The sequence below is a fragment of the Leisingera sp. F5 genome, assembly GCF_001593695.1.
On record NZ_LUKH01000001.1, the window covers coordinates 103,532 to 128,208 of the forward strand.

Here is a 24,677-nt window from a genome sequence, read left to right on the forward strand (position 1 = left end):
GGCGCAGCGGGTTGCGCGCCGGACTATGTCTGGCACGGCGTTTCCGGCTTCTCAAGCGGTTATGCCTGACCGGAGCGGCGGGTGCTTCGGCCGGAGGTGCACAAACGGAAAAAGGCGCGCCTTGCAGCGCGCCCTTCAGGGGAATTCCATTCGCTGCGGCTCAGTCTTTGCCGCGGTAGGGCTCCACATATTGCAGCGCCATATCCCAGGGGAAGAAAATCCAGGTGTCCTGGCTGACTTCGGTGATGAAGGTGTCCACCATCGGCCGCCCCTTGGGCTTGGCATAGACGGTGGCAAAATGCGCCTTGGGGTACAGCTGGCGCACCAGATCCAGGGTTTTGCCGCTGTCCACCAGATCGTCGATGATCAGGATGCCTTCACCATCCCCCATCAGATCGGCATCGGGTGCCTTCAGCACTTCGGCTTCGCCTTGGGATTGATGGTGGTAGGACCGCACCGAAATGGTGTCGACGGTGCGGATGTCCAACTCGCGGCTGACAATCATCGCCGGCGCCATGCCGCCGCGGGTGATCGCCACCACAGCGCGCCAGGCGCCATTGTCAGGGCCTTGCCCGTCCAGCCGCCAGGCCAGGGCGCGGCTGTCGCGGTGGATCTGGTCCCAGCTGATGTGAAAGCCTTTTTCGTGCGGCAGTCGATCGGTCATGTTACTTGCTCCCCGCGCAATCGCGTCAGCTTGCTGAGGCCTGTCCAGCTGCCCAGGCCTCAATGCATTCAATTATTTAGAGATATCCGGCGCATCCACCGCCTTCATGCCCACCACGTGATAGCCGGCATCCACATGCAGGTTCTCTCCGGTCACACCCGAGCTGAGGTCGGACAGCAGATAAAGCGCTGATTTGCCGACATCATCAATGGTCACATTGCGGCGCAGCGGCGAATTGTATTCATTCCACTTCATAATGTAGCGGAAATCACCGATGCCGGAGGCGGCCAGGGTCTTGATCGGGCCGGCCGAAATCGCGTTGACGCGGATGCCGTCCTTGCCCAGGTCTTCGGCCAGGTATTTGACCGAAGCCTCCAGCGCGGCCTTGGCAACACCCATCACATTATAGTGCGGCATCACTTGCTCGGCACCGTAGTAGGTCAGGGTCAGCAGCGAGCCGCCTTCGCTCATCATCTTCTCGGCGCGGTTTGCAACAGCCGTGAAAGAGAAGACCGAGATGTCCATGGTCATCTGGAAGTTGCTGCGGCTGGTGTCGACATAGCGGCCGCGCAGTTCGTTCTTGTCGGAAAAGCCGATGGCGTGGACAACAAAGTCCAGCTTGCCCCATTTGGCTTCCAGCCCGGCGAACAGAGCATCAATCGAAGCCTCGTCCGAGACGTCGCAAGGCAGCACGATATCGCTGCCCAGCTGCGCCGCCAGCGGGTCGACCCGCTTTTTCAGTGCGTCGCCCTGATAAGAAAAGGCAAGCTCGGCGCCGGCATCGGCGCAGGCCTTGGCAATCCCCCAAGCGATGGATTTGTCATTGGCCAGGCCCATGATAAGGCCGCGCTTGCCGGCCATCAGGTGATTAGACATGCAGGTTCTCCGCCTGTGATCTGTGAATTACGCGGTGTTTAGTATGCCGCGCGTGCCGCTTCAAGGGTGCACGCCCTTGTCGCAGGGCAGGAAGCTGCATAGGTTGCATCGAAATCCGCAAAGAGGTGCCCGATGACCGACCGTACAGGTATATTTGCAGGTGACGATCCGTTTGCCATCGCCCGGTCCTGGCTGGGAGAGGCGGAACAGGCCGAACCCAACGATCCCAACGCCATTGCCCTGGCCACGGTGGATGAGACAGGAATGCCCAACAGCCGCATGGTTCTGCTCAAGGAAATCGAAGACGGCGCCTTTGTGTTCTACACCAATTACGAGAGCGCCAAAGCGCAGGAGCTGGATCAAGCCGGCAAGGCGGCCTTTGTCGTGCATTGGAAGTCGCTGCGCCGCCAGATCCGGGTGCGCGGCACGATCACACGCGAAGACGGGCCGCAGGCGGATGAATACTACAAGTCCCGTTCGCTCAAGAGCCGGCTGGGGGCCTGGGCCTCGAAGCAATCACAGCCGCTGGACAGCCGCGGCACGCTGATGGCCGAGGTGGCGAAGGTAACAGCCATGAAGGGTCCGAACCCGGACCGCCCGCCGTTCTGGGGCGGTTTCCGCCTGGTGCCGGTTGAAATAGAATTTTGGGCAGATGGCGCATTCCGGCTGCATGACAGGTTTCGCTGGCGCCGCATGAATGCAACTGCGGAATGGGAAATTCTGCGGCTCAATCCTTAAGTGGAAAAGGCAATGGCTTACCTAGGGTCAATAGCAGTTTCGTGACAATTTCAAGTCTTTTTAGCTTGAAATCCAAGGTCAGAATCGCGCATCAGGGCACCATCAAAATAAAAAAAACGCGGTAGGGAAAAGTACGTGGCAGAAGATCTCAGCAGCTTGCAGCAAATTCAGGGGCTGGTGAAGTGGTTTGATCCAGCCAAAGGGTACGGATTTGTCGTATCTGACGAGGGCGGCGCGGATATTCTGCTCCATGTGAATGTATTGCGTAATTTCGGCCAAAGCTCTGTCGCGGACGGCGCCAGGATCGAGATCGTCACCCACCAGACCGGCCGTGGTGTTCAAGCAGTTGAAGTGATCTCCATTCAGCCGCCCGAACGTGATGATACCCCGGTGCTGAGCGATTTCGCCGAATTGGATATGACCAGCCTGCAGAACGAACCGCTGGAGCCTGCCCGGGTCAAATGGTTCGACAAGGGCAAGGGGTTCGGCTTTGCCAATGTCTTTGGCCGCGGCGAGGATGTTTTCCTGCATGTCGAAGTGTTGCGGCAGTCCGGGCTGGCGGATCTGCAGCCCGGGGAAGCTTTGGCAATGCGGGTGATCGACGGCAAACGCGGCCGAATGGCGGTTGAAGTGCTGGCCTGGGAGGCTGCAATGCTCCCTGGCGACGAGGACTAAGGTCTTGATGCGGCGCCTGCTTCAATGGAGCTTGGGCGCCTGCATGACCCTTGCCGCAGGCACCGCCCTGGCGTCTGATTGCCAGCTTGCACAGGCCGATCTGCGTGGGGACTGGGGGCAGGCGGGGTTCACCGTTGAAATTGCCGATACAGAGGCGGAACGCGCCCAAGGGCTGATGTTCCGCAAAGACCTGCCGCGCGGCGCAGGGATGCTGTTTGTGTATGACAGCCCGCAGCCTGCGGCGTTCTGGATGAAGAACACGCTGATCCCGCTTGATATCATTTTCCTGAATGAACACGGTCTGGTGACCTCGGTTCACGCGAACGCCGTGCCTGGTGACCTGACTCCGATTCCGGGCGGTGACGCTGTCTTTGCGGTGCTGGAAATCAATGGCGGGCTTGCCCGCAAATACGGTATCGCGGCAGGCTCGCAGATGCGCCATGAAATTTTTTCCCGCAGCGGCGCAGTTTGGCCCTGTTAGGGGTTTCCAAATCAGTTCGGCAGAGATAGGAAGGCGCACGGTCCGGGGCGTGGCGCAGTCTGGTAGCGCACCTGTTTTGGGTACAGGGGGTCGTGAGTTCGAATCTCGCCGCCCCGACCACACTTCTTCAATAAGTTGCAGCGAATCTTTGCCGGTATCAGCCGGAGCAGAGATTCGTTTCCCGCATTTGATGAGCTGAAGCTGCTCTGTTCAATCGACGGTGTTAATACTTCTTTAACGCACTGTTAAGGCACCCTTAACCAATTGCCGCCGAGCCGCATCAGAAGGTTAACCGGAGACTGGCTGTCCGAAGGTCTGCGGCACGGGACCGCAAGAAAATCGCTTCTAAGATGTGCGCCCTGTTTTCAGCCAGTGCAGCTGCATGGTTTTACACATTCATCACTTCCGGCCGGTACGGCCGCTTTCGTTCTGCAAGGCAGCAAGTCACTCAGCGGCCAAAGGAAATCCGAACAGGCGGCGGTGCAGACCGAAGGCGTTGAACGGGGCAGGGCCTGTGGATGAATCAATGACCTGCCGCAGACCCTTCAATCCGCTGAAACCGTCAACAGCAAAGATAGTTGCCAAAGTGTAAATTTTGCGTTGACCCTTAGTGTCCGAATACGCCAAATTGTGGACACCGGTTGAGACGGCACTAGATCTGGTGGGTAACAGAGCCGAAGCAACAACGCTGAAAACAGCAAACAGTCCTGTGAGAATGGCCGGCGAGGGCCGCAAGCGCGCTATATGCGGCGTGCGCCGGGTGTTTGTGTGTTCCGTGACCGGATCTGACTGGCGCTTGGGGGCGCCGCGACAAATAGACGACGAATGCTTGAAAAGGGGCTGAGCATGAAGATCGAACGGAAGTTCACAAAACCCGGACAGGATGCCTATGCTGATCTGGCCTTTATCTCGGCCACATCGGAGATCCGCAATCCGGACGGGACCATTGTTTTCCGGCTCGACAACATCGAAATTCCAGCATCCTGGAGCCAGGTCGCCAGCGATGTCATTGCGCAGAAGTATTTCCGCAAGGCCGGGGTGCCGTCGCGGCTGAAAAAAGTCCGTGAAAAAGGCGTTCCCGAGTTCCTGTGGCGCTCGGTCCCCGCTGACGGCGCCGTGCTGGGCGGCGAAGTCTCCTCTAAGCAGGTGTTCGACCGTCTGGCCGGCGCTTGGGCCTATTGGGGCTGGAAGGGCGGCTATTTCTCCTCCGAGGAGGACGCCCGTGCCTATTACGACGAGATGCGTTACATGCTGGCAACCCAGCGCTCGGCCCCCAATTCGCCCCAGTGGTTCAACACCGGTCTGCATTGGGCCTATGGCATCGACGGCCCGGCCCAGGGCCACCACTATGTCGACTACAAGACCGGCAAGCTGACCAAGTCCGACAGCGCCTATGAGCACCCCCAGCCGCATGCCTGCTTCATCCAGTCGGTCTCGGATGATCTGGTCAAAGACGGCGGCATCATGGATCTGTGGGTGCGTGAAGCGCGGCTGTTCAAATACGGCTCCGGCACCGGCACCAACTTCAGCCATCTGCGTGCCGAGGGCGAGCCGCTGTCAGGCGGCGGCAAGTCTTCCGGACTGATGGGCTTCCTCAAAATCGGCGACCGTGCAGCGGGCGCCATCAAATCAGGCGGCACAACCCGTCGGGCAGCTAAAATGGTGATCGTGGACGCCGATCACCCTGATATCGAACAGTTCATCGAGTGGAAGGTTCTGGAGGAGCAGAAGGTTGCCTCCATCGTTGCCGGGTCCAAGATGCACGAGAAGATGCTGAACGGCATTTTCGAGGCCATACGCAGCTGGGACGGCGCGGAGGCGGATGCCTATGATCCGGCGGTCAACACCAGGCTGAAAGGCGCGATCCGCGAAGCCAAGAAGGTGGCGATCCCGGAAACCTACGTCAAACGGGTGCTGGATTACGCCAAACAGGGCCATACGTCGATCGAGTTCCCGACCTATGACACCGACTGGGACTCCGAGGCCTACAGCTCTGTCTCGGGGCAGAACTCCAACAACTCGATCCGGGTCACCAACGCCTTCCTGCACGCGGTGGAAAAAGACGCCGATTGGCAGCTGTTGAACCGCACAGACGGCAAGATTGCCAAGGTGGTCAAGGCCCGCGACCTGTGGGAGAAGGTCGGCCACGCGGCCTGGGCCTGCGCCGATCCGGGAATCCAGTTCCACGACACCGTCAATGAGTGGCACACCTGCCCGGAAGACGGTGAGATTCGCGGCTCAAACCCCTGTTCGGAATACATGTTCCTGGATGACACCGCCTGCAATTTGGCGTCGCTGAACCTGCTGAGCTTCCTGAAGGACGGGCTGTTCCAGGCCGATGACTTCATGCATTCCTGCCGCCTGTGGACGCTGACGCTGGAAATCTCGGTGATGATGGCGCAGTTCCCGTCCAAGGAAATCGCGCAGCGCTCCTATGATTTCCGGACGCTGGGACTGGGCTATGCCAATATCGGCGGGCTCTTGATGAACATGGGTTACAGCTATGACTCGGATGAGGGCAGGGCGCTGTGCGGGGCGCTGACCGCGCTGATGACCGGCGTGTCCTACGCCACCTCGGCCGAAATCGCCGCGGAACTTGGGCCCTTCCCAGGTTATGCAAAAAACACAGACCACATGCTGCGTGTGATCCGCAATCACCGCAACGCTGCAAAGGGCAACGCCGACGGCTACGAGGCGCTGTCGGTCACACCGGTGCCGCTGGATATCTCCAATTGCCCGGATGCGCTGCTGGCCGATCTGGCCGCCAGCGCGTGGGACGAGGCGCTGGAACTGGGCGAAAAGCACGGTTACCGCAACGCCCAGACCACGGTGATTGCTCCGACCGGCACCATCGGCCTGGTGATGGATTGCGACACCACCGGAATTGAGCCGGACTTTGCCCTGGTGAAGTTCAAGAAGCTCGCTGGCGGCGGTTATTTCAAGATCATCAACCGCTCCGTGCCTTCAGCGCTGGAGGGGCTGGGCTACAGCTCTGCCCAGATCGAGGAAATCGTCTCCTACGCGGTCGGCCACGGCTCCATCGGCAACGCGCCGGGGATCAACCACACTTCGCTGGCCGGTCACGGTTTCGGCCCCAATGAGCTGGCCAAGGTGGACGCCGCACTGGAATCGGCCTTTGATATCCGGTTTGTGTTCAACCAGTGGACCCTGGGCGAGGATTTCTGCACCGGCGTTCTGGGCATCCCGGCGCCCAAGCTGAACGATCCGACCTTTGACTTGCTGCGCCACCTCGGCTTTACCAAGGCGGACATTGACGCAGCCAACGACCATGTCTGCGGCACCATGACCCTGGAAGGCGCGCCGCATCTGCAGGAAGAACATTATTCGATCTTTGATTGCGCCAACCCCTGCGGCAAGAAAGGTAAGCGTTTCCTGAGTGTTGACAGCCATATCTACATGATGGCCGCAGCCCAAAGCTTCATTTCCGGTGCGATCTCCAAGACTATCAACATGCCGAATTCGGCGACCATCGAAGACTGCCAGAAGGCTTATGAGCTGAGCTGGAGCCTGGGTGTGAAAGCCAACGCGCTCTACCGCGACGGCTCCAAGCTGAGCCAGCCGCTGGCGGCTGCGCTGGTTGAGGATGACGACGAGGCTGCCGAGGTGCTGGAAAGCGGTTCAACGCAGGAAAAGGCCGCGGTTCTGGCCGAAAAGATCATCGAAAAAGTAGTGGTCAAGGAGCTGGTCCGCAACCACCGCGAGAAGATGCCCCAGCGCCGCAAAGGCTATACGCAAAAGGCGGTTGTCGGCGGCCACAAGGTCTACCTGCGCACCGGCGAATATTCCGATGGCACCCTGGGTGAGATCTTCATCGACATGCACAAGGAAGGCGCTGGCTTCCGGGCGATGATGAACAATTTCGCCATCGCGGTGTCGGTCGGCCTGCAGTACGGCGTGCCGCTGGAGGAATTTGTCGATGCCTTCACCTTCACCAAGTTTGAGCCCGCGGGCATGGTCCAGGGCAACGACTCGATCAAGAACGCAACCTCGATCCTCGATTACGTGTTCCGGGAGCTGGCGGTCAGCTATCTGGACCGTACCGATCTGGCGCATGTGAAGCCTGAAGGCGCAAGTTTCGACGACCTCGGCCGTGGTGAGGAAGAAGGCGTATCGAACCTGAGCGAGCTGAGTGAAAACGCGGCCTCGCGGTCGCTGGAAGTGCTGAAGCAAATCTCCTCAACCGGCTATCTGCGCAAACGGCTGCCGCAGGAACTGGTGGTGCTGCAGGGCGGTCAGACCGCTGCAGGCGCCGTTGCAACCGGGACCGATCCCGTTGCCGCGCTGCAATCGCTGGTGCCGGAGACAGGTGATGCAACGGTGCAGCCCGGTGGCGGCATGGACGCACGCGTTAAGGCAAAAATGCAAGGCTATGAGGGCGAAGCCTGCGGCGAATGCGGCAACTACACACTGGTGCGCAACGGCACCTGCATGAAATGCAACACCTGCGGCGGGACTTCCGGCTGCAGCTGAAGGACATCGTCTGCGCCTCTGATTTTTTCCCTCGGTGGCGCAGACGGAAGCTGGGAGCAGAATAACTGCTTCTGACACTATCAGGAACGGGTGCGCCCGTTCTGAACACCGCGAAGGCCCAGGTAAGAAAACTTTCGGGCAGTCAATGAAGGAGCCTGACCGGTGATAACTGGCTTCCTCTGGTTTCAGAGGAAGCCATTTTCTTGACTGCAGGGGGATTGCTTGTGGAGGCTCAAGGGTCGTTGCGGCGTTTCCTGCTATCTCAGCTTCATGAGTTCGCCCCTGAAGGCTTCAGCCGGTGTGCGCCATCCGAGGCATTTTCTGGGTGTGCCGTTCAAGCGGTCGCAAATCGCCTTCATTGAGCGGTTTGAGAGCGCGGCCACAGGCGTCTCCCGCGGCAGGTACCGGCGCGCCCGTTTGTTGAGGTTTTCGACGGATCCTTTTTGCCAGGGGGCTTGGGGGTCGCAGAACCACGCCTCCGTTCCAATCCCAGGCTTGAGTTTGCGCCAGTTCCGGAACTCGATCCCTCTGTCGAAGGTGATGGGACGCCGTGCCGGCTGGGGCAGGGGGTCCATGACGTCCATCAGCCGGTTCATCAGGTGCGTGGTGCTTCTGTCGTGGTTCCTGAATAGGACGGCAAACCGCGTCTTGCGCTCCACCAGCGTGGCGACGTTGGCATTGCCTTGGGCGCGCTCGAAGATCATCAGATCGCCTTCCCATTCGCCGAATGTCTCGCGGGACTTCACATGCTCCGGGCGCTGATGGATTGAGCGCTCCGGCGGGAAAACAAGACCGCGCGGCCTGCGTGCATAGCGCGGCTGCCGTTTCTTGCGCCGGCTCGGCAGGTGGCGTGCCAGTTCTTCGGATTGGCCATCGGGGCCGTAAATGTAAGCGTAAATTGTCTCGTGGCTCACACGCACCGGTTGGCCTTCAAAGCCAAGCCGGCCGGCGATCTGCTCTGGCGACCAGCCTTCTTTCAACTGGGTGATCACTGCCTGGCGCAGGTCTTTCAATCGCACCGGCTTGCGGCGGCGCGCGCATCTGGCTTCTGCAGTTCTCTGCGCATTCACACCGTAGTAGCCGCTCAGATACGGCAGCTCGCGGTCTTCGAAGCGGTTGCGCTTGATCTCGCGATAGACAGTGGAGCGGTGCCTGCCGAGCGCGGCCGCGATCCTGGTCACAGGCATCTTTGCGTTCAGCATATCCTCAATTGCGCGCCGTTCATGCAAATCCAGCTCTGTATGGGCCATCTTCCATTCTCCTTGCTTTCCAGCAAGATAGGGGAATTGGCGCAACGCAGATTAGAATGTGCCCTGTGCAGAGATCAATATCTCATAATGAGAGTTATGTTAATTTTATATCTATCAAAGCACTGCGTCAGAGCGGTTAAAAATAATAATATTCAAGCGCTTATCGGGCGCAGCAAACCTTCCTGGGCAACGCTGGCGATCAGCTGCCCGTCCTCTGTGTAGATAGATCCACGATTGAAACCACGGCCGTTGCCCGTAAACGGTGCATCCATTGTGTAAAGATGCCAGTTCTCAAAATGGACCGGTGCATGAAACCACATCGCATGATCCAGGCTTGCGGTCATGGCGCCGGGTTTGTGAAACGTCAGCCCATGCGGCCGCATCGACGATCCGAGCAAGCCAAAGTCCGACGCATAGGCCATCAGAATATGCTGCAGCTCAGGACCGGCTCCTTTAGCGGCTTCCATTCTGATCCACATATGGTTGATGTCAGAGGTTTCTTCCGGTTCCAGCGGATCCCGCGGCGCAACTTCGCGGATCTCGAATGGCCGCGGTCTGGTGAATTCATCGCGTTTGGCCGGGTCAACCCGGAACGCATTTCGCAGCAGAATTTTGTCACGCGGCTCCAGCACGGCAGGCGCTGGTACATCCGGCATTTGGTGTTGATGCTCCCAGCCAGGTTCCGGCGCATGGAAGGAAGATGCCAGGTTCAGGATTTGCTTGCCGTTCTGCATGGCCACCACCCGCCGGGTGGTAAAACTGCGGCCGTCCCGGGCCGGGTCAACCTCGTAAATGACCGGCCTTGACGGGTCGCCCGGACGAATGAAATACGCATGAAGAGAATGGCATAACCGCCCGGAAACAGTTGCATATGCTGCCGTCAGCGCCTGTGCGATCACCTGGCCGCCATAGATGCGGGTCGGCGTTTCGCCACCGGAACCGGATCCGCGGTAGAGATTGGTATCGAGCGCTTCCAGATCCAGCAGATCAAGGAGAACTTTGGCGGTATCCGGCATTTGCAGCGCTTTCATTGGTCATTCTTTGTACAGAACGCTTATCTTACCTGGAACTGCGGCAGTTGGAAGTCACTCGGCAATGGCGCCGTGGACCAGCGCCTTGAGTTCCGGCCGTGACGGGTACGAGCTGGAGGGCGCAAGCTGCGTCAGAAACACCACCGACATATCAAGCTGCCGGTCCAGCCAGAAGAACGTCGACGCAATGCCGCCCCAGCTGAAGTCGCCAACGGATCCGGGGCACCGCGCCCGTGCCGGGTTCAGAACAACAGCGCCGCCAAGGCCAAAACCCATGCCTTCCATCGGTTGTTCAGCAAAGCTTTGCGGACCCATAGAGGCAATATCGCCTGTGAGGTGATTTTGCATCATGAAATCAGCAGTTTGCGGGCTAATGATAAAGCCGTCTGAGCAGCGGCCGCGGCACCGGAGCATTTCGGTGAATTTCATATAGTCGTCGATCGTGCCGATCAATCCGCCGCCGCCAGAGTGCATTTCAGCCTGCCAAAAGGGAGAGTGCGTGTAACTGTCGGTCAGGCGCAGGCTGTCAGTGCCGGTCTCCGCGGAATTCAGCGCCATGGCATCACCCGCCAGCGGGGTATAGAGAGAGGCAAACCGGCTCCCTGCCCCGCTGGGCGGCTGGAACCCGGTCTCCGCCATTCCCAGCGGCTCAAAGATCACCTCCTGCAAAAGCCGGCCCAAGGGCTTGCCTGAAACAACCTCGGCAACGCGGCCCAGCACATCGGTTGCAACGGAATACTCCCAACGGGTTCCTGGCTGAAAGGCCAACGGCAGGCGCGCAAGCCGCGTCACCATCGGGGCCAGTGATCCGTGGTCCGGCTTAAACAGCAAATCTTCCTTGGCCATTGCTTCCGGCAGGAGGCCGGGATTGAACGGGTAACTCAGCCCGCTGGTGTGGGTCAGCAACTGGTGCAGCGTCGGAGCAGCGCAAGGCTCGGTCTGGCTGATATGCCCGGCTCCGGGTGCCAGCGCCTGCATATTATTGAATTCCGGAAGAAAATCACAGACAGGGGCATCCAGGTGGAACAGTCCCTGCTCCAGAAGAGACATCACAGCCACTGATGTCACTGGTTTGGTCATTGAATAGAGGCGCACCAGCGTGTCACGGGTGAATGCCAGGTTTTCTTCGATGTTGCGCAGGCCGGCCGCGTGGAAATACTGCTCCTCGCCGCGGCGGCGGATCAAAAGAGAGCTTCCCGGATATTTCCCTTCATCCACATAGCGTTGCTGCCAGCGCCCGATGCGTTCCAGCCGGTCTGATCTCATCGCTGCGCCCTCTTACTGCTCTGCCTCATCCATCCGGACTGTATACTGTGGTTCTAAAGGACACGAGCCGGGAGACGTTGCGTTTCAGGGTTCGGGGCGCAAGTGACGGAATACAGACAGAATGAAATTCAAAAGCCCCGATGACCGTGCTGACGGGAAATAGAAGCGCCCAATTTGGAAATGGTTTGGAATAGAAGGCTTCTGTAAGTGCCGGGCAAACGCTTGCAGCAGCGGGTTCAGTAAATTCCAAAATTTGAATTTTTCCAATCTATGGGCGTTTGCGTGTTCGCATTTGCAATAAATTTGTCTTAGAAGTTCAAAGGGAAGGACGAAAAGGAAACAGATCCGATGACGAGCATTCTGGTATTGAACGGCCCCAACCTCAACCTGCTTGGCACCCGGCAGCCGGACATCTATGGCTCGGTCACCCTGGCGATGGTCGAGCAGGCTTGCGCCGATCATGCTCAGACACTCGGCGTCTCGGTCAGCTGCGTCCAGTCGAACCATGAAGGGGCGTTGATTGATGCTATTCATGCGGCCAAGGGCCAGCATCACGGGATCATCCTGAACGCCGGCGCCTATACGCACACGTCAATTGCCCTTATGGATGCCTTGATTTCCGTAGAGATTCCGGCCGTTGAAGTGCATCTCTCCAATATTCATGCACGCGAGCCGTTCCGGCACACCTCCTATATCGCCAAGGCGGCGCTGGGGCAGATTTGCGGTTTTGGCGCGCAGGGGTACCTGTTGGGGCTGGATGCTTTGAAGGCGCATCTGGATGTGGCCGCAACAGCATGAAAGTAAAGGAATACCTGAACTTCATTTGCGGCGCTCAAAGTCTGGAAGAGCTGTGGCACGGGCACGTCCGGCAAATGTCCAGGTTCGGGTTCGACCGGCTGATCTACGGTTACACCCGTTACAAAACGGAAACGTCGCTGGGGGATCCGGATGATTTTGTTATCCTGTCCAATCACGACAGCGAGTATCTGAACGGGTTTCTGCATAAGGGGCTGTATTTCCATGCGCCGATGCTTCGCTGGGCCTTGGAGAACGAAGGCGCCGGCAGCTGGCGTATTGTGCAGGACATGATTGCCGGCGGAACACTTGGGCCCGAAGCCCAGCGAGTGCATGAGTTCAATCAGAAACTCGATATGAATGCCGGTTATACCGTCAGTTTCTACTCTGCTTCTCCCCGCTACAAAGGCGCGATATCGCTGGCAGCAAAACCAGGCATGTCTCAGGATGCGGTGGATGCGCTGTGGCAGAAATCGGGTGATGACATCGTGCTGATGAATAATGTCGCCCATCTGAAGATCCTCACCCTGCCCTATACTGCGCCAAACCGAAGCCTTACCAAACGGCAGCGGGAGGTTTTACAATGGGTTGGAGATGGCAAAACCACGCAGGACATTGCACTTTTGATGGAGCTTACACCCGCGACGATTGAAAAACACCTGCGTCTTGCCAGGGAATCTCTTTCGGTCGAGACAACCGCCCAGGCTGTTTTGAAGGCCGCGCTGCACAATCAGATGTATATCATGGATGCCTAGGCCGCTGCTTGGCTGCGGATGACCAGGCCGTGCCGCCGCTGTTGCCGCGGCAATTGCAGACGTCGACCGGCCTTCTCAGACCGCTTGCAAGCGACGGAAACTTAATCGGTTTTCCGGACCGTGCCGGTCTGAACTAAGCCGTAAGAAGTATGGAATTCTATACTACCTTTATAGGTTGATTTTCTGCATGTTGCCCCTGTTCCGTGAGTGGTGGCTTTAGCCAAGGAACTAATGGGTAACGACCCTTGTGATTTCAAGGCTCTCCTACCTGGTCAGGAATAGACGCGTATTGTTCCGCGTCTATTCCGGATACAGAGGGGCCTCGCCCATCCCCATCAGTGGGGTCCCTCACAATCCCTTCCTCCGATATCAGCTGCCGGGCAGCGTATTCCGTATGCGGACGATGCGCACAAAAAAACCGGCAGGGATGTCCCTGCCGGTTCCTGAATTCAAGCGTGAGGGCTGATCAGCCCAAATCAGCCCTGTGCGGCTTTGGCGACTTCAGCTGCAAAGTCTTCTTTTTCGACTTCGATGCCTTCGCCGACTTCAACGCGGGCAAAACCGGTGATGGTTGCGCCTGCTTCCTTGGCTGCGGCTTCAACGGTCAGGTCCGGGTTCACGACGAACTGCTGGTTCAGCAGGGTCGATTCCGCGACGAATTTCTTCATCCGGCCAACGATCATCTTTTCAATCACCTGCTCCGGCTTGCCGGATTCGCGGGCGATGTCCATCTGAACCTGCTTTTCTTTCTCAACCACAGAGGCGTCCATATCGGCTTCGGACAGCGCGGCGGGGTTGGCAGCTGCAATGTGCATTGCAATCTGTTTGCCGATCGCTGCGTCGCCACCGTTCATGGCAACCAGAACGCCGATTTTGCCCATGCCTGCAGTGGCGGCATTGTGCACGTAGGACACAACGGTTTCGCCTTCCAGCGCGGCCATACGGCGGACCGACATGTTTTCGCCGATGGTGGCGATCTTGTCGGTGATGGTGTCAGCAACGGTTTTGCCGCCCATGTCAGCCGCTTTCAGCGCTTCCACGTCCGAAACACCCAGCGCAGCCTTGGCGATGCCGCCGACCATTGCCTGGAATTCAGCGTTCTTGCCAACAAAGTCGGTTTCCGAGTTCACTTCGACAGCAACGCCTTTGTTGCCTTCGACGATCACGGCGACCAGGCCCTCTGCGGCGGTACGGCCGGATTTCTTGGCAGCCTTGGCCAGGCCTTTGGTGCGCAGCCAGTCAACCGCGGCTTCCATGTCGCCGTTGTTTTCGACCAGGGCTTTCTTCGCGTCCATCATGCCTGCGCCGGTGGATTCGCGCAGTTCTTTCACCATAGCAGCAGTGATTGCCATCTTAGGCTCTCCTCAATTCAAAAACAGATTTGGGGCAGGTGATACCCTGCCCCGCATGTCAGTTCCGTGACGGGACGGATCAGGCGTCAGCAGCAGCGGCTTCTTCAGCCACGGCTTCTTCGGCCGGCGCTTCTTCCAGCGCGCCCAGGTCAACGCCTGCAGCACCCAGCTGAGCGGACATGCCGTCAAGTGCCGCGCGGGCAACCAGATCGCAGTACAGCGAGATGGCGCGCGATGCGTCGTCGTTGCCGGGGATGATGAAGTCCACGCCATCGGGGGAGCAGTTGGTGTCGACAATAGCCACAACCGGGATGCCCAGTTTCTTGGCTTCGGCGATGGCCAGCGCTTCTTTTTTGACGTCGATGACGAACAGCAGGTCCGGCACGCCGCCCATGTCACGGATACCGCCCAGAGACGCTTCGAGCTTCTCCTGGTCGCGTTCCATGCCCAGACGCTCTTTCTTGGTCAGGCCTTCGGCGCCGCCCGCCATTTTCTCGTCGATTTCCTTCAGGCGGTTGATCGACTGGGAAACGGTTTTCCAGTTGGTCAGGGTGCCGCCGAGCCAGCGGTGGTTCATGAAGTACTGAGCCGACTTTTCAGCCGCTTCGGCGATCGGGCCGGCTGCCTGGCGCTTGGTGCCGACGAACAGGACGCGGCCGCCCTTGGCAACGGTGTCACGGACAACCTGCAGCGCCTGGTCCAGCATCGGAACAGTCTGGGTCAGGTCCATGATGTGGATGCCGTTGCGCGAACCGTAAATGAACGGTGCCATACGCGGGTTCCAGCGCTGAGTCTGGTGGCCGAAGTGAACGCCAGCTTCAAGCAGCTGACGCATGGTGAACTCAGGAAGAGCCATGCTATTATATCCTTTCCGGTTTCTATCCTCGGCGGGGGTTATCTAGAGCGGATGCTCCAACCGGCGGTCCGTCAGGGATGTCTCCCCTGATCAGGCCAAACCCCGCCTGCGGGTTCGTAGGCGCGCTCATAGAGCAGAAATTGTCAGCTGACAATAGCGGATCAGGAGGAAACCGGTTTCCGCCTCATTTTTCAGCCATCCAAGGCCCGCCGGTGGCCGTCTTCTACCAGTTTCCCGGCGGTGGCGGCCAGGGCTTTGCGGTCCGGGAAGGCGGCAACCTTCAACGGCTGATGGTAAATCAGCTCCACCTGGCCTTGCCGCCGGGCTGCCAGGATCTTGAGAAGATGCGGCCCGAAATCCATATCTCCCCACCAGGCATAAAACCGTGCCGGGGCGCCATTGGGCGCGCGGTAGCGGACCGAGACAGGCTGGATATACGCATCCTCACGCAAATGATCCGAAAAGAACGCAGCAAAGAGCGTTGTTTTAAAGGGCAAAACCCGCAATCCATCGGTTGAGGTGCCTTCGGGGAAAAACAACAGCTTGTGGCCGGCCAGCAGGCGCTGTTCAAACACGTCTGCCTGCTCCCTGGCCTTCTTGGGATTGCGTTCGATGAAAACCGTACCCGTAGCCCGCGCAAGCCAGCCGATACCCGGCCATTTGGCAACCTCCGCCTTGGAGACAAAATAGATCCGCTTTCGCGCATTCAGGGCAAAAATGTCCAGCCAGGAGGCGTGATTGGCCACCACGGCCCCTTTTTGACGCATCAGCGTTCCGCGGGTTTTGAAGCTGATCCCGAGAATGCGAAAGGCATTGCGGCAGACAAACTGCGTGATGAAAGGCGTGACCGGCCGCTGCAGCGCGAATATCGGCCGTTCGATCAGCCGCAGGGCCAGCAAAATCAACAGCCCGCCAAACACCAGCACCGCCAGCGGCAGCCCGCGCAGCAGCACCAGCAGCCAGCCGAAGACACCGATCCGGACCGGATCCGGCGCCTCTTCACTTTGCCAGCTGACGCTCATTCCCGCCCCTTGCCTCCGGCATAAATCCTGCGCTGACGGTCGTTCATTTGCGCGGTGTCCAGGATCAGGCACACGTCGGTGGTGTTGAAAGCCTGATCGATATAGGCGCCGTCGCCGACGTATCCGCCCAGCCGCAGATACGCTTTGATCAGCGCAGGGGTTTCCACCATCGCACGTTTGCGGTTGAGATCACCTGCGGCTACCAAGTTCATGGATTGAAACATTTTTGATCGCACGCGAAGTTCGGGCGGCGCCATATGGTTGTGGTGCAGCATCGCCAAAGGATTGGCCAGCGCTGCAGGATCAGTGCCGTGAAAACTTGCGACCCCGAAAAGAACCTCGATACCGTGGGTCTCCACATAGTTCGCCAGCCCGGACCAAAGGTGAAACATTGCCATGCCGCCGCGGTAATCCGCATGCAGGCACGAGCGTCCCAGCTCCAGCAGCCGGCGGCCGGAAGTCTTCAGCACGGTCAGATCATATTCGTCTTCGGAATAGAACTGACCGGCTTTTGCGGCCTGATCATCGCGCAACAGCCGGTAGACACCGGCCACCCTGCCCTTGGCGACATCGATCACCAGCATGTGATCAAAGAACGGATCGAACCTGTCCCGCTCCAGCCCCGCATCATGGTCCACCAGCGCGCCGCCGCCGCCAAGCTCCCGCACAAAAACGTCATACCGCAGGGCCTGTGCGGCGCGCAGCTCTGCGTCTGTTTCTGCTATTTTGACGGAAAATTCCGGGGGGCGGTCTTGCATTTGGTCACCTTTGTGTCGATCAGGCTTGAGCGCATCCCTCTATTAAGGCAAAGAACGCGCAGCTTTTAAGGCGAATTAGATGGGGTTCGTTAACTCTTCATAAACCGTTATGGATCAAAGACGGTAATAAGGGAGACGCGCGCTCCGTCAATCACAAGCTTGCCTTGGTCGGGGAAATTCACGGTGATCTTGCCGCCCGCGTTCGACTGCACCTGTCCGACACCCCATTCAGGGTGATCCGGGTGCCGGACGAACATGCCGGGGGCTAAAATTGCGTTGAGGTCATTCATTGGCGGGTGGCCCAGTTCGGAGGAAATATAAGTTATGGGTGTAGATAACGCCAATCTGGCTGCTTTGGTAGGGTCCCGGATCTGCCATGATTTGATCAGCCCCGTCGGTGCCATCAACAACGGATTAGAGCTGCTTGAAATGGCTGGCAGCATGTCCGGCCCCGAGCTTGAACTGATCTCTGACAGTGTGGCCAATGCCAACGCCCGCATCCGTTTTTTCCGTATTGCCTTTGGCGCTGCCGGCGACCAGCAGATGGGCCGGGCCGAGGTGGTCTCGGTGCTGGAGGACATCAGCAAGGGCGGGCGCATCAAATACCAATGGTCGCCGCTGGAGGGCTGCACCCGCAGCGAGGCGCGTCTGGCCCTGCTGGCGGCGCTGTGCCTGGAGTCCGCCCTGCCCTATGGCGGAACGGTCAAGATTTTCTGTGCCGACGAAAAATGGACGGTGATGGGCGAAGGCCGCAAGCTGAGCGTGGATGACGAGCTGTGGGCGCGGATCAGCGGCGGCAATTCGACTGCCGAGATCACGCCCGCGCTGGTGCAATTTGCGCTGCTGCCCGAAGCCGCCAGGGAAGCAGAGCGCACCGTCCGGCTCGAACAGAACCTGGAAAAGATCACGCTGCAGTTCTGATCCGCACTATGATTTACAAGGAAACGCCGGGAAACTCTCCCGGCGTTTTGCATTTGTTACTGTTCAGGCCCGGGTAGCACCGTCACCGCGGACCAGGTACTTGAAGCTGGTCAGCTGGGTGGCGCCGACGGGACCGCGCGCATGCATTTTACCGGTGGCAATGCCGATTTCCGCGCCCATGCCAAATTCTCCGCCGTCGGCAAACTGGGTGGAGGCATTGTGCATCAGGATGGCGCTGTCAAGTTCAGCAAAGAATTTCTGAACTGCGGCTTCATCCTCAGTGATGATGCAATCGGTGTGCTGGGAATGATGGGTGCGGATATGCTGGATTGCTTCGTCGATGCCGGCGACCTGTTTGGCAGCAATGATGGAATCCAGATACTCCTTGCCCCAATCCTCGGCTGTGGCCGCCGCCATGCCCTCCGGCCCCGGCAGGCCCGCTTCGGCGCGGATTTCCACACCGGCAGCAGACAGGCTGTCCAGCACCGCCTTGCCCAGGGTCGGCGCGATGTCCTGATGCACCAGCAGGCATTCCGCAGCGCCGCAGATCCCGGTGCGCCGGGTCTTGGCGTTCAGCACCACGTCCAGCGCTTTTTGCGGGTCGGCGGCTTTGTCGAGGTAGATGTGCACGATGCCCTCGAGATGGGCAAAGACCGGCACCCGCGCCTCGCGCTGGACCAGCCCCACCAGACCCTTGCCGCCGCGGGGCACGATGACGTCGACATAGTCTGTCATGGTCAGCAGCTGCTGCACCGCGGCCCGGTCGCGGGTCGGCACCAGCTGCACGGCGTCTTCCGGCAGACCGGCGGATTTCAGGCCTTCGGCCAGGCAGGCATGGATCGCCTGGCTGGAGTGAAAACTCTCCGAGCCGCCGCGCAGAATGACGGCATTGCCAGACTTCAGGCACAGCGCGCCGGCATCCGCAGTCACATTCGGGCGGCTTTCATAGATCACGCCGATCACCCCCAGCGGAGTGCGGACGCGCTGGATATTCAAGCCTGTGGGCTGTTCCCACTCTTCCATGACCTCGCCAACCGGATCGCGCTGTTCTGCCACCGCGCGCAGGCCGTCAACGATGCCCTGGATGCGGGGTTCGTCCAGCATCAGCCGGTCCATCATCGCGTCGGACAGGCCTTTGTTCCGGCCGAACTCCAGGTCCTTGGCGTTCTCCGCGATGATCTCTGCCCGGCGGCTCCAAACCGCCTCGGCAGCGCCGATCAAGGCCGCATGTTTGCGCTCAGCACTGGCTGTCGCCAGGATTTGCGCCGCTTGCTTTGCACGTTTGCCAAGCTCCGCCATCACGGCGGGGATGTTTTCATTGTCTTTCATGTGTCTCGCGCCCTTGCCGGTCCCTGTTTGGCACATCGGGTGCCTGCCGGCTGGAATAAACTATCAGATGATCTGCTCAAAGCGCCATATCATCGCGGTGGATCAGCGCGGCGCGGCCGGGATAGCCCAGCGTCGCCTCGATCTCCTGCGATTGACGCCCCTGGATGGCACGGGCCTCGTCCGCTGTATAGCGTGACAGCCCCTGCCCCAGTTTACGCCCGTCTGGGCTAAGGATGGCCAGCGGATCGCCGCGGCCAAAGTCACCCTCCACATGACGGACGCCTGCGGGCAGCAGGCTTTTCCCGGACATCAGCGCGCGTGCAGCACCTTCATCGATTGTGAGAACACCGCGCGTTTTCATCGCGCTGATCCAGCGCTTGCGTGCGGCCTGCGGATCGCCTTGTCCGGTGAACCAGGTGCAAGGCGCGCCATCTTCCAGTGTTTTCAAAGGGTTCAAAGGTGAACCTTCAGTGATCGCCATGGCGCAGCCAGCCGCGGTCGCCATCTTGGCGGCCAGCAATTTGGTGATCATTCCGCCCTTCGACAGACCTGAGACGCCATCACCGGCCATCGCCTCGATCTCAGGTGTGATCTCGTCAATCCGGTCATAACGTTTGGCATCTGGGTCCAGCGCGGGATTGGCACTGTAGAACCCGTCAACATCGGACAGCAGGATCAAGGCGTCAGCGCCAACCGTCACGGCCACTTGGGCAGCCAGCCGGTCATTGTCGCCATAGCGGATCTCGTCCGTGGCGATGGTGTCGTTCTCGTTGACGATCGGCACCGCGCCCATCCCCAGAAGCGTTTCCAGGGTGGCGCGCGAATTCAGGTAGCGGCGGCGGTTTTCGCTGTCTTCCAGTGTCACCAGCACCTGCGCGGTGGTGATCCGGTGCGGCGCAAGGGCTTCTTCATAAGCGCGGGCCAGACGGATCTGGCCAACCGCCGCCGCGGCCTGCGATTGTTCCAGCGGCAGGTCCGCGCGCGGCAGGCCCAGAACGCCCCGGCCCAGAGCGATGGAGCCGGAAGAGACCAGCACCACATCGGTGCCGCCGGCCTTCAGCCAAGCAACGTCATTGGCCAGGGAATGCAGCCAGCCTGCGCGCAGCTCGCCCGTGCTGCGGTCCACCAGCAGCGCCGAGCCGATCTTGACGACAATCCGTTTTGCCGACTTCAGGGCTGCCAAGGCGCTTCCTCCTCGGCGGGTTTCATGCGGACGCGGTCATCGTCGATTTCTGCCCGTACCGCGCGGAGCACCTCGTTCAGCCCTTCGCGGCTGACGCCTGACATCATCATGACCGGACCGCCTGCTGCGGCCTCCAATGCGGCGCGTTTTTCGTCGCGTTCCTCCGGGTCGATCGCATCCACCTTGTTCAGCGCGGTGATCCGGGTTTTGGTGGCCAGAACACCGCCATAAGCTTCAAGCTCACCGATGATGGTCTTGTAGTCCTCGACCACGGTGTCGGAGGTGCCGTCCACCAGATGCAGCAGCACTGCACAGCGCTCCACATGGCCCAGGAAGCGGTCGCCGATCCCCTTGCCTTCATGGGCGCCTTCGATCAGGCCGGGGATGTCAGCCACCACAAATTCGGTGTTGTCGATGCCAACCACGCCCAGGTTCGGGTGCAGCGTGGTAAAGGGGTAATCCGCGATCTTGGGGCGCGCGTTGGAGGTCGCCGACAGGAAGGTGGACTTGCCCGCGTTGGGCAGGCCGAGCAGGCCTGCGTCGGCAATCAGCTTGAGGCGCAGCCAGATGGTGCGCTCCACGCCTTCCTGACCTGGGTTTGCCCGGCGCGGCGCCTGGTTGGTTGCTGACTTGAAATGCAGGTTGCCAAAGCCGCCGTTGCCGCCCTTGGCCAGCAAAACACGCTCGCCGACCACGGTCAGATCCGCCAGAACGGTTTCCTGATCCTCATCCATGATCTCTGTCCCCACGGGGACACGCAGAATAATGTCGTCGCCATCCTTGCCGGTACGCTGGCGGCCCATGCCGGACTGGCCGTTTTTGGCGAAGAAATGCTGCTGATAGCGGAAATCAATCAGCGTATTCAGCCCGTCGGTCACCTCGGCCCAGACCGAACCGCCCTTGCCGCCATCGCCCCCGTCCGGCCCGCCGTATTCGATATACTTTTCGCGGCGGAAGCTGACACAGCCGTTCCCGCCGGCGCCCGAGCGGATATAGACCTTTGTCAGATCGAGGAATTTCATGACAGCTCCTTAATGCGGCGGGATCGCGTGCCCGCCCGCGCAGTACAAGTGTCCCGCCAGAGCCCCAAGGTTTTGGCGGGAATGTTTCGTTTGCCTTACCGCAAAGCGCGCGCCGCGCCAATCACAGTTTTCGGCTGTAAGTCCAGGTTGGGACGGAGGCATCGCGGGCCACCGAATAGCTTTCGGCGTCACCGAGATAATCAAAGCCACAATGAATCAATACCCGCGCAGACGCCGGGTTGTCCTGAAACACCGAGGCAAACATCGCTGCGTTGCTTTGCGGATTTGCATCCACCAAGGCCTTCACCGCAGCAGAGGCAAGTCCGGTATTCCAAAACGGCGGCGCCGTCCAATAGGACACTTCTGACTGGTTGCGGTCCATCCGCTTGAGGCCGATCACGCCTTTCAACTCGGCGTCGCCTTCGGCAGTGCCATCGATCACCCAGACATCCTCGTCGCGTTCTTCGGCCATGGCACGGGCCACAAAAGCCCCGGCGGCGCCGGGCGGCAGCGGATGGGGCACCGAACGGGTCATGCGGGCAACGCGCGCATCGCTGACGTAGTGTTCAATCAGGCCGGCATCGGATTTTCGCAAGGGCCGCAGAATAAAGCGGTCCGTTTCGATTACCTGCTGGCACACAATCTGTTCCAAGTTCATGGATGTGCTCCTCCTCTGCCAAAGTTTTTCTGGCTGTAACTGCCTTTGTTGTTACGGCGGCCAGCCTCAGATGTGCATGCCCTGCCCCGGCGGCAAGGCATTGGCTGTTCAAATTGCGCAAAATTTCCTGTTGGCCGGGCGTGAGCGCCACTGTGATTTTCAACAGAAACCACGCCCTTGGTCAGTCTTGGAAAAATCATTTTCACTCGCATCCGGAAAACAGAAAAGGGGACCGGCCTTATAGCCGGTCCCCCTAAAGATTTCTTTACCCTTCGGGTCGGCTTACTCAGCGGCCTCCGCCACTGGGAGAACCGATACAAAGGTGCGGTTTTTCAGGCCCTTGCGGAAGGTGACTGCACCTTCGGCGGTGGCAAACAGAGTGTGATCCTTGCCAATGCCTACGTTTTCGCCCGGCCAGAACTTGGTGCCGCGCTGACGCACGATGATGTTGCCTGCGATGGCTGCCTGGCCACCGAAGAGTTTCACGCCAAGACGGCGGCCCGCGGAGTCGCGGCCGTTACGTGAGGAACCGCCAGCTTTTTTATGTGCCATTCTCTCTCTCCTTAGCCTTTAGCCAGCTCTTTGGCCTGTTCAACCCACTCGGGTTTCACTTTGACCGCTTCGATAGCAGCAATACCGTCTTCGGACAAGGCTGCGATCTGGGCAAAGCTGGTCAGGCCGGCTTCGTTCAGCTTCTTGGCGGCGGCAGGGCCAACACCGGTCAGCTGAGTCAGGTCGTCCGAACCGGCGGCTTCAGCGGCAGGTGCAGCTTTGGCAGCGGCTTTCGGAGCAGCCTTAGTTGCGCCCGATGCCAGGATCTCGGTGATCCGGACCAGGGTCAGCTTCTGACGGTGGCCTTTGGTGCGCTTGGAGGAGTGCTTCCGGCGGCGCTTGACGAAGTTGATCAGCTTTTCGCCTTTGATCTGGTCGATCACTTCCGCCTTGACGGCAGCGCCGTCGACCAGCGGAGCACCCACAACAGGCGCGTCGCCGCCCAGCATCAGGATTTCGTCGAACTGGATGGTGTCGCCAGCGTCTGCAGCAAGTTTTTCAACGCGGAGAATGTCGCCCGCCTGAACCTTGTACTGCTTGCCGCCGGTCTTGAGGACCGCAAACATGTGCGTCTTTCCTTTTCTACCCGCGTCCTACGGCCCCCTTGCGGGCGTTTTCGGCAAATGCCGCCTCGAACAGCGCGCCCGTGTCATGGGCGTATTACAAATAAACCCCGGCGCACGGATTCCGGGCCGGGATGCGGGCTTATGGTTCGGAACTCCAAAGGTGTCAACTGTTTTCCGCAACCTGCGCCATCAGCCTGTGCAGGTTCAGATATCCTGACCGGGTGTCAGCTCTGCCATCCGGTGCGCAAGTTCTTCAAAACGGTTGGCGGTGATCTCATACTGCACAGCGTTCAGCAGCTCATAAACCCGCTGCATCGGCGCCTCTTCCAGGGCCATGACATAGGCCTCGACCTCGGCATCGCTGAATTCCTGATAGGTATAGGCCGAGGCCGCAAGGCTGGAAGCCTGCAGGCTAAGGCGCAGCTCGCCTTCCTGCGCCTTCATCAGGGCGCGCAAGCCATCGGCGTCCAGCTCCAGCTTGATCACCCCGGCAGCCGCGGCGGCCATAAGGAAGCGGAACTGGATCTGCTGCAGCGCCTTCACGCCGGCGCCAGCGGCATCAATTGCGGTTCCCATCCGCTGGTACATTGCGACCCGTGTGCTGCCGGCTTTGACCAGGTCTGAAACGATGCGGTTGCCCGCCAATTGCTTCACCGCGTCATCTTCGACCTTATGCGAGGCGTTTTCCGCCCGCACCAGGCGCTGCCCCAGATCGCTGGCATAAAAAGCTGCCGCATGATCCAGGGTTTCGTCGTCCAGCGTGCTTTCGAGGATCTCCAGCGCCAGGCCGCGCATTGCAGCGGTATCAAAAACATCTTCGGACAGTTCGGTCCATTGGCTGCCAAAGGCGCCTGCATCCAGCCCCAGCATGTCCGGTGCGCTGGAGGCAGACAAGGCAATGCTGTCGAGCGCGACGTCAAAACCGGTCACTTCCAGAAACGCCTCAACCCGGTCCCGGTCTGCGGCCAGGCCGGTCTGCGGCATTCCCGCTACGGCGAAACACAGCAGGATCAGGAAACGCAAGAGCACAGCGGGGGTTTTGAGGGTCATCTGCATAAAGCAAATTTAGGCAAAAACCTTTGGCTGGCAACGGCAGACCGGCTTTTTTTATCAAAGCCGCATTTCCCGCTTGCGCGCACCCGGAATCAACCTTAAACGCTGCCCCACCAGACCCCCGCGGAGAGGTGCCGGAGTGGTCGAACGGGGCGGTCTCGAAAACCGTTGAGCCTTCACGGGTTCCCAGGGTTCGAATCCCTGTCTCTCCGCCATTATTTACCTTGATCACGACTGCTCCCGAACGGCGGCGCGACGTGCCTTGTGCAGCGCTCTGCGGCGGCTCACAATTCTATACACATTCCGTCAAACCACAGATGAAGCTGGTTCTAGACAGAACCAAAGAGTTTTTCTCTTTTTCCAAGCATCCTGCGTTTCCCAAC

24 protein-coding genes and 2 tRNA genes are annotated in these 24,677 nt (G+C 59.6%); 9 read left to right on the forward strand and 17 right to left on the reverse strand.

Annotated features, from left to right (window positions below; all coding sequences use genetic code 11):
• Positions 1-160: 160 nt before the first annotated feature.
• Together gpt and fabI are read right to left on the reverse strand one after the other, a co-directional pair.
• Positions 161-664 carry a xanthine phosphoribosyltransferase gene (gpt, locus tag A2I95_RS00460; RefSeq protein WP_027259012.1) on the reverse strand — a complete coding sequence of 168 codons (504 nt, stop codon included), beginning with the start codon at positions 662-664 and terminating at the stop codon, positions 161-163.
• Between the two features lie 72 nt (positions 665-736).
• Positions 737-1,540 (reverse strand): enoyl-ACP reductase FabI, encoded by an 804-nt coding sequence (gene fabI, locus A2I95_RS00465; protein WP_291726626.1) that lies wholly within the window; start codon positions 1,538-1,540, stop codon positions 737-739.
• A 132-nt stretch (positions 1,541-1,672) separates the two neighbouring features.
• Between fabI and pdxH the strand changes: the two genes are divergently transcribed.
• The 5 genes from pdxH to A2I95_RS00490 all read left to right on the forward strand — a co-directional run bounded on the left by pdxH (position 1,673) and on the right by A2I95_RS00490 (position 7,925).
• On the forward strand, positions 1,673-2,278 hold the full coding sequence (gene pdxH / locus A2I95_RS00470; protein ID WP_291726627.1) for a pyridoxamine 5'-phosphate oxidase: 606 nt from the start codon (positions 1,673-1,675) through the stop codon (positions 2,276-2,278).
• Between the two features lie 135 nt (positions 2,279-2,413).
• The gene (locus A2I95_RS00475) at positions 2,414-2,953 is read left to right on the forward strand and encodes a cold-shock protein (RefSeq protein WP_027259010.1); all 540 of its coding nucleotides are present in this window, start codon (positions 2,414-2,416) and stop codon (positions 2,951-2,953) included.
• Between the two features lie 43 nt (positions 2,954-2,996).
• Positions 2,997-3,434 carry a DUF192 domain-containing protein gene (locus tag A2I95_RS00480; RefSeq protein ID WP_291726958.1) on the forward strand — a complete coding sequence of 146 codons (438 nt, stop codon included), beginning with the start codon at positions 2,997-2,999 and terminating at the stop codon, positions 3,432-3,434.
• 43 nt (positions 3,435-3,477) lie between these two features.
• Positions 3,478-3,554 (forward strand) — tRNA-Pro (locus tag A2I95_RS00485).
• 726 nt (positions 3,555-4,280) lie between these two features.
• Positions 4,281-7,925: a vitamin B12-dependent ribonucleotide reductase gene (locus tag A2I95_RS00490; protein WP_291726628.1), complete on the forward strand. Its 3,645-nt coding sequence runs from the start codon at positions 4,281-4,283 to the stop codon at positions 7,923-7,925.
• 257 nt (positions 7,926-8,182) lie between these two features.
• Here A2I95_RS00490 and A2I95_RS00495 read toward each other — a convergent pair whose 3' ends face one another.
• The 3 genes from A2I95_RS00495 to A2I95_RS00505 form a co-directional block, all read right to left on the reverse strand.
• Positions 8,183-9,175 carry an IS30 family transposase gene (locus tag A2I95_RS00495; protein WP_291726629.1) on the reverse strand — a complete coding sequence of 331 codons (993 nt, stop codon included), beginning with the start codon at positions 9,173-9,175 and terminating at the stop codon, positions 8,183-8,185.
• A 152-nt stretch (positions 9,176-9,327) separates the two neighbouring features.
• On the reverse strand, positions 9,328-10,191 hold the full coding sequence (locus A2I95_RS00500; RefSeq protein ID WP_291726960.1) for an acyl-CoA thioesterase II: 864 nt from the start codon (positions 10,189-10,191) through the stop codon (positions 9,328-9,330).
• Between the two features lie 69 nt (positions 10,192-10,260).
• The gene (locus tag A2I95_RS00505; RefSeq protein WP_291726630.1) at positions 10,261-11,472 is read right to left on the reverse strand and encodes a serine hydrolase; all 1,212 of its coding nucleotides are present in this window, start codon (positions 11,470-11,472) and stop codon (positions 10,261-10,263) included.
• Between the two features lie 348 nt (positions 11,473-11,820).
• On the opposite strand from A2I95_RS00505, the gene aroQ reads away from it, so the two are divergent.
• Positions 11,821-12,270, forward strand: a complete 450-nt coding sequence (gene aroQ, locus A2I95_RS00510) for a type II 3-dehydroquinate dehydratase (RefSeq protein WP_291726631.1) — start codon at positions 11,821-11,823, stop codon at positions 12,268-12,270.
• Positions 12,267-13,022, forward strand: a complete 756-nt coding sequence (locus A2I95_RS00515; protein WP_291726632.1) for a LuxR family transcriptional regulator — start codon at positions 12,267-12,269, stop codon at positions 13,020-13,022. The genes aroQ and A2I95_RS00515 overlap by 4 nt, the downstream gene beginning before the upstream one ends.
• A gap of 476 nt (positions 13,023-13,498) precedes the next feature.
• On the opposite strand, the gene tsf is transcribed toward A2I95_RS00515, so the two are convergent.
• The 5 genes from tsf to A2I95_RS00540 form a co-directional block, all read right to left on the reverse strand.
• Positions 13,499-14,374 (reverse strand): translation elongation factor Ts, encoded by an 876-nt coding sequence (tsf, locus tag A2I95_RS00520; RefSeq protein WP_129370925.1) that lies wholly within the window; start codon positions 14,372-14,374, stop codon positions 13,499-13,501.
• A 79-nt stretch (positions 14,375-14,453) separates the two neighbouring features.
• Positions 14,454-15,230 (reverse strand): 30S ribosomal protein S2, encoded by a 777-nt coding sequence (gene rpsB, locus A2I95_RS00525; protein ID WP_259992121.1) that lies wholly within the window; start codon positions 15,228-15,230, stop codon positions 14,454-14,456.
• Positions 15,231-15,421: 191 nt separating this feature from the next.
• On the reverse strand, positions 15,422-16,252 hold the full coding sequence (locus A2I95_RS00530) for a 1-acyl-sn-glycerol-3-phosphate acyltransferase (RefSeq protein ID WP_291726633.1): 831 nt from the start codon (positions 16,250-16,252) through the stop codon (positions 15,422-15,424).
• Positions 16,249-17,010 carry a GNAT family N-acyltransferase gene (locus A2I95_RS00535; RefSeq protein WP_291726634.1) on the reverse strand — a complete coding sequence of 254 codons (762 nt, stop codon included), beginning with the start codon at positions 17,008-17,010 and terminating at the stop codon, positions 16,249-16,251. The genes A2I95_RS00530 and A2I95_RS00535 overlap by 4 nt, the downstream gene beginning before the upstream one ends.
• Before the next feature lie 107 nt (positions 17,011-17,117).
• Entirely contained in the window at positions 17,118-17,300 is a 183-nt protein-coding gene (locus A2I95_RS00540) for a DUF3553 domain-containing protein (protein ID WP_291726635.1), read from the reverse strand.
• A gap of 34 nt (positions 17,301-17,334) precedes the next feature.
• Between A2I95_RS00540 and A2I95_RS00545 the strand changes: the two genes are divergently transcribed.
• Complete coding sequence (locus A2I95_RS00545) at positions 17,335-17,931, forward strand: histidine phosphotransferase family protein (RefSeq protein ID WP_291726636.1); 597 nt, start codon at positions 17,335-17,337, stop codon at positions 17,929-17,931.
• Between the two features lie 63 nt (positions 17,932-17,994).
• Here A2I95_RS00545 and A2I95_RS00550 read toward each other — a convergent pair whose 3' ends face one another.
• The 7 genes from A2I95_RS00550 to A2I95_RS00580 form a co-directional block, all read right to left on the reverse strand.
• The gene (locus A2I95_RS00550) at positions 17,995-19,260 is read right to left on the reverse strand and encodes a glutamate-5-semialdehyde dehydrogenase (RefSeq protein ID WP_291726637.1); all 1,266 of its coding nucleotides are present in this window, start codon (positions 19,258-19,260) and stop codon (positions 17,995-17,997) included.
• Positions 19,261-19,336: 76 nt separating this feature from the next.
• On the reverse strand, positions 19,337-20,443 hold the full coding sequence (proB, locus tag A2I95_RS00555) for a glutamate 5-kinase (protein WP_291726638.1): 1,107 nt from the start codon (positions 20,441-20,443) through the stop codon (positions 19,337-19,339).
• Positions 20,431-21,465, reverse strand: coding sequence for a GTPase ObgE (obgE, locus tag A2I95_RS00560; RefSeq protein WP_291726639.1), 1,035 nt, complete (start codon positions 21,463-21,465; stop codon positions 20,431-20,433). The genes proB and obgE overlap by 13 nt, the downstream gene beginning before the upstream one ends.
• A gap of 121 nt (positions 21,466-21,586) precedes the next feature.
• A complete protein-coding gene (locus tag A2I95_RS00565; protein ID WP_291726640.1) occupies positions 21,587-22,123 on the reverse strand; it encodes a GNAT family N-acetyltransferase in 537 nt (178 codons plus the stop codon).
• 282 nt (positions 22,124-22,405) lie between these two features.
• A complete protein-coding gene (rpmA, locus tag A2I95_RS00570) occupies positions 22,406-22,675 on the reverse strand; it encodes a 50S ribosomal protein L27 (RefSeq protein ID WP_027258993.1) in 270 nt (89 codons plus the stop codon).
• An 11-nt stretch (positions 22,676-22,686) separates the two neighbouring features.
• On the reverse strand, positions 22,687-23,241 hold the full coding sequence (gene rplU / locus A2I95_RS00575; protein WP_291726641.1) for a 50S ribosomal protein L21: 555 nt from the start codon (positions 23,239-23,241) through the stop codon (positions 22,687-22,689).
• A gap of 204 nt (positions 23,242-23,445) precedes the next feature.
• On the reverse strand, positions 23,446-24,297 hold the full coding sequence (locus A2I95_RS00580) for a DUF2059 domain-containing protein (RefSeq protein WP_291726642.1): 852 nt from the start codon (positions 24,295-24,297) through the stop codon (positions 23,446-23,448).
• Positions 24,298-24,419: 122 nt separating this feature from the next.
• Between A2I95_RS00580 and A2I95_RS00585 the strand changes: the two genes are divergently transcribed.
• Positions 24,420-24,509 (forward strand) — tRNA-Ser (locus A2I95_RS00585).
• Positions 24,510-24,677 lie beyond the last annotated feature (168 nt).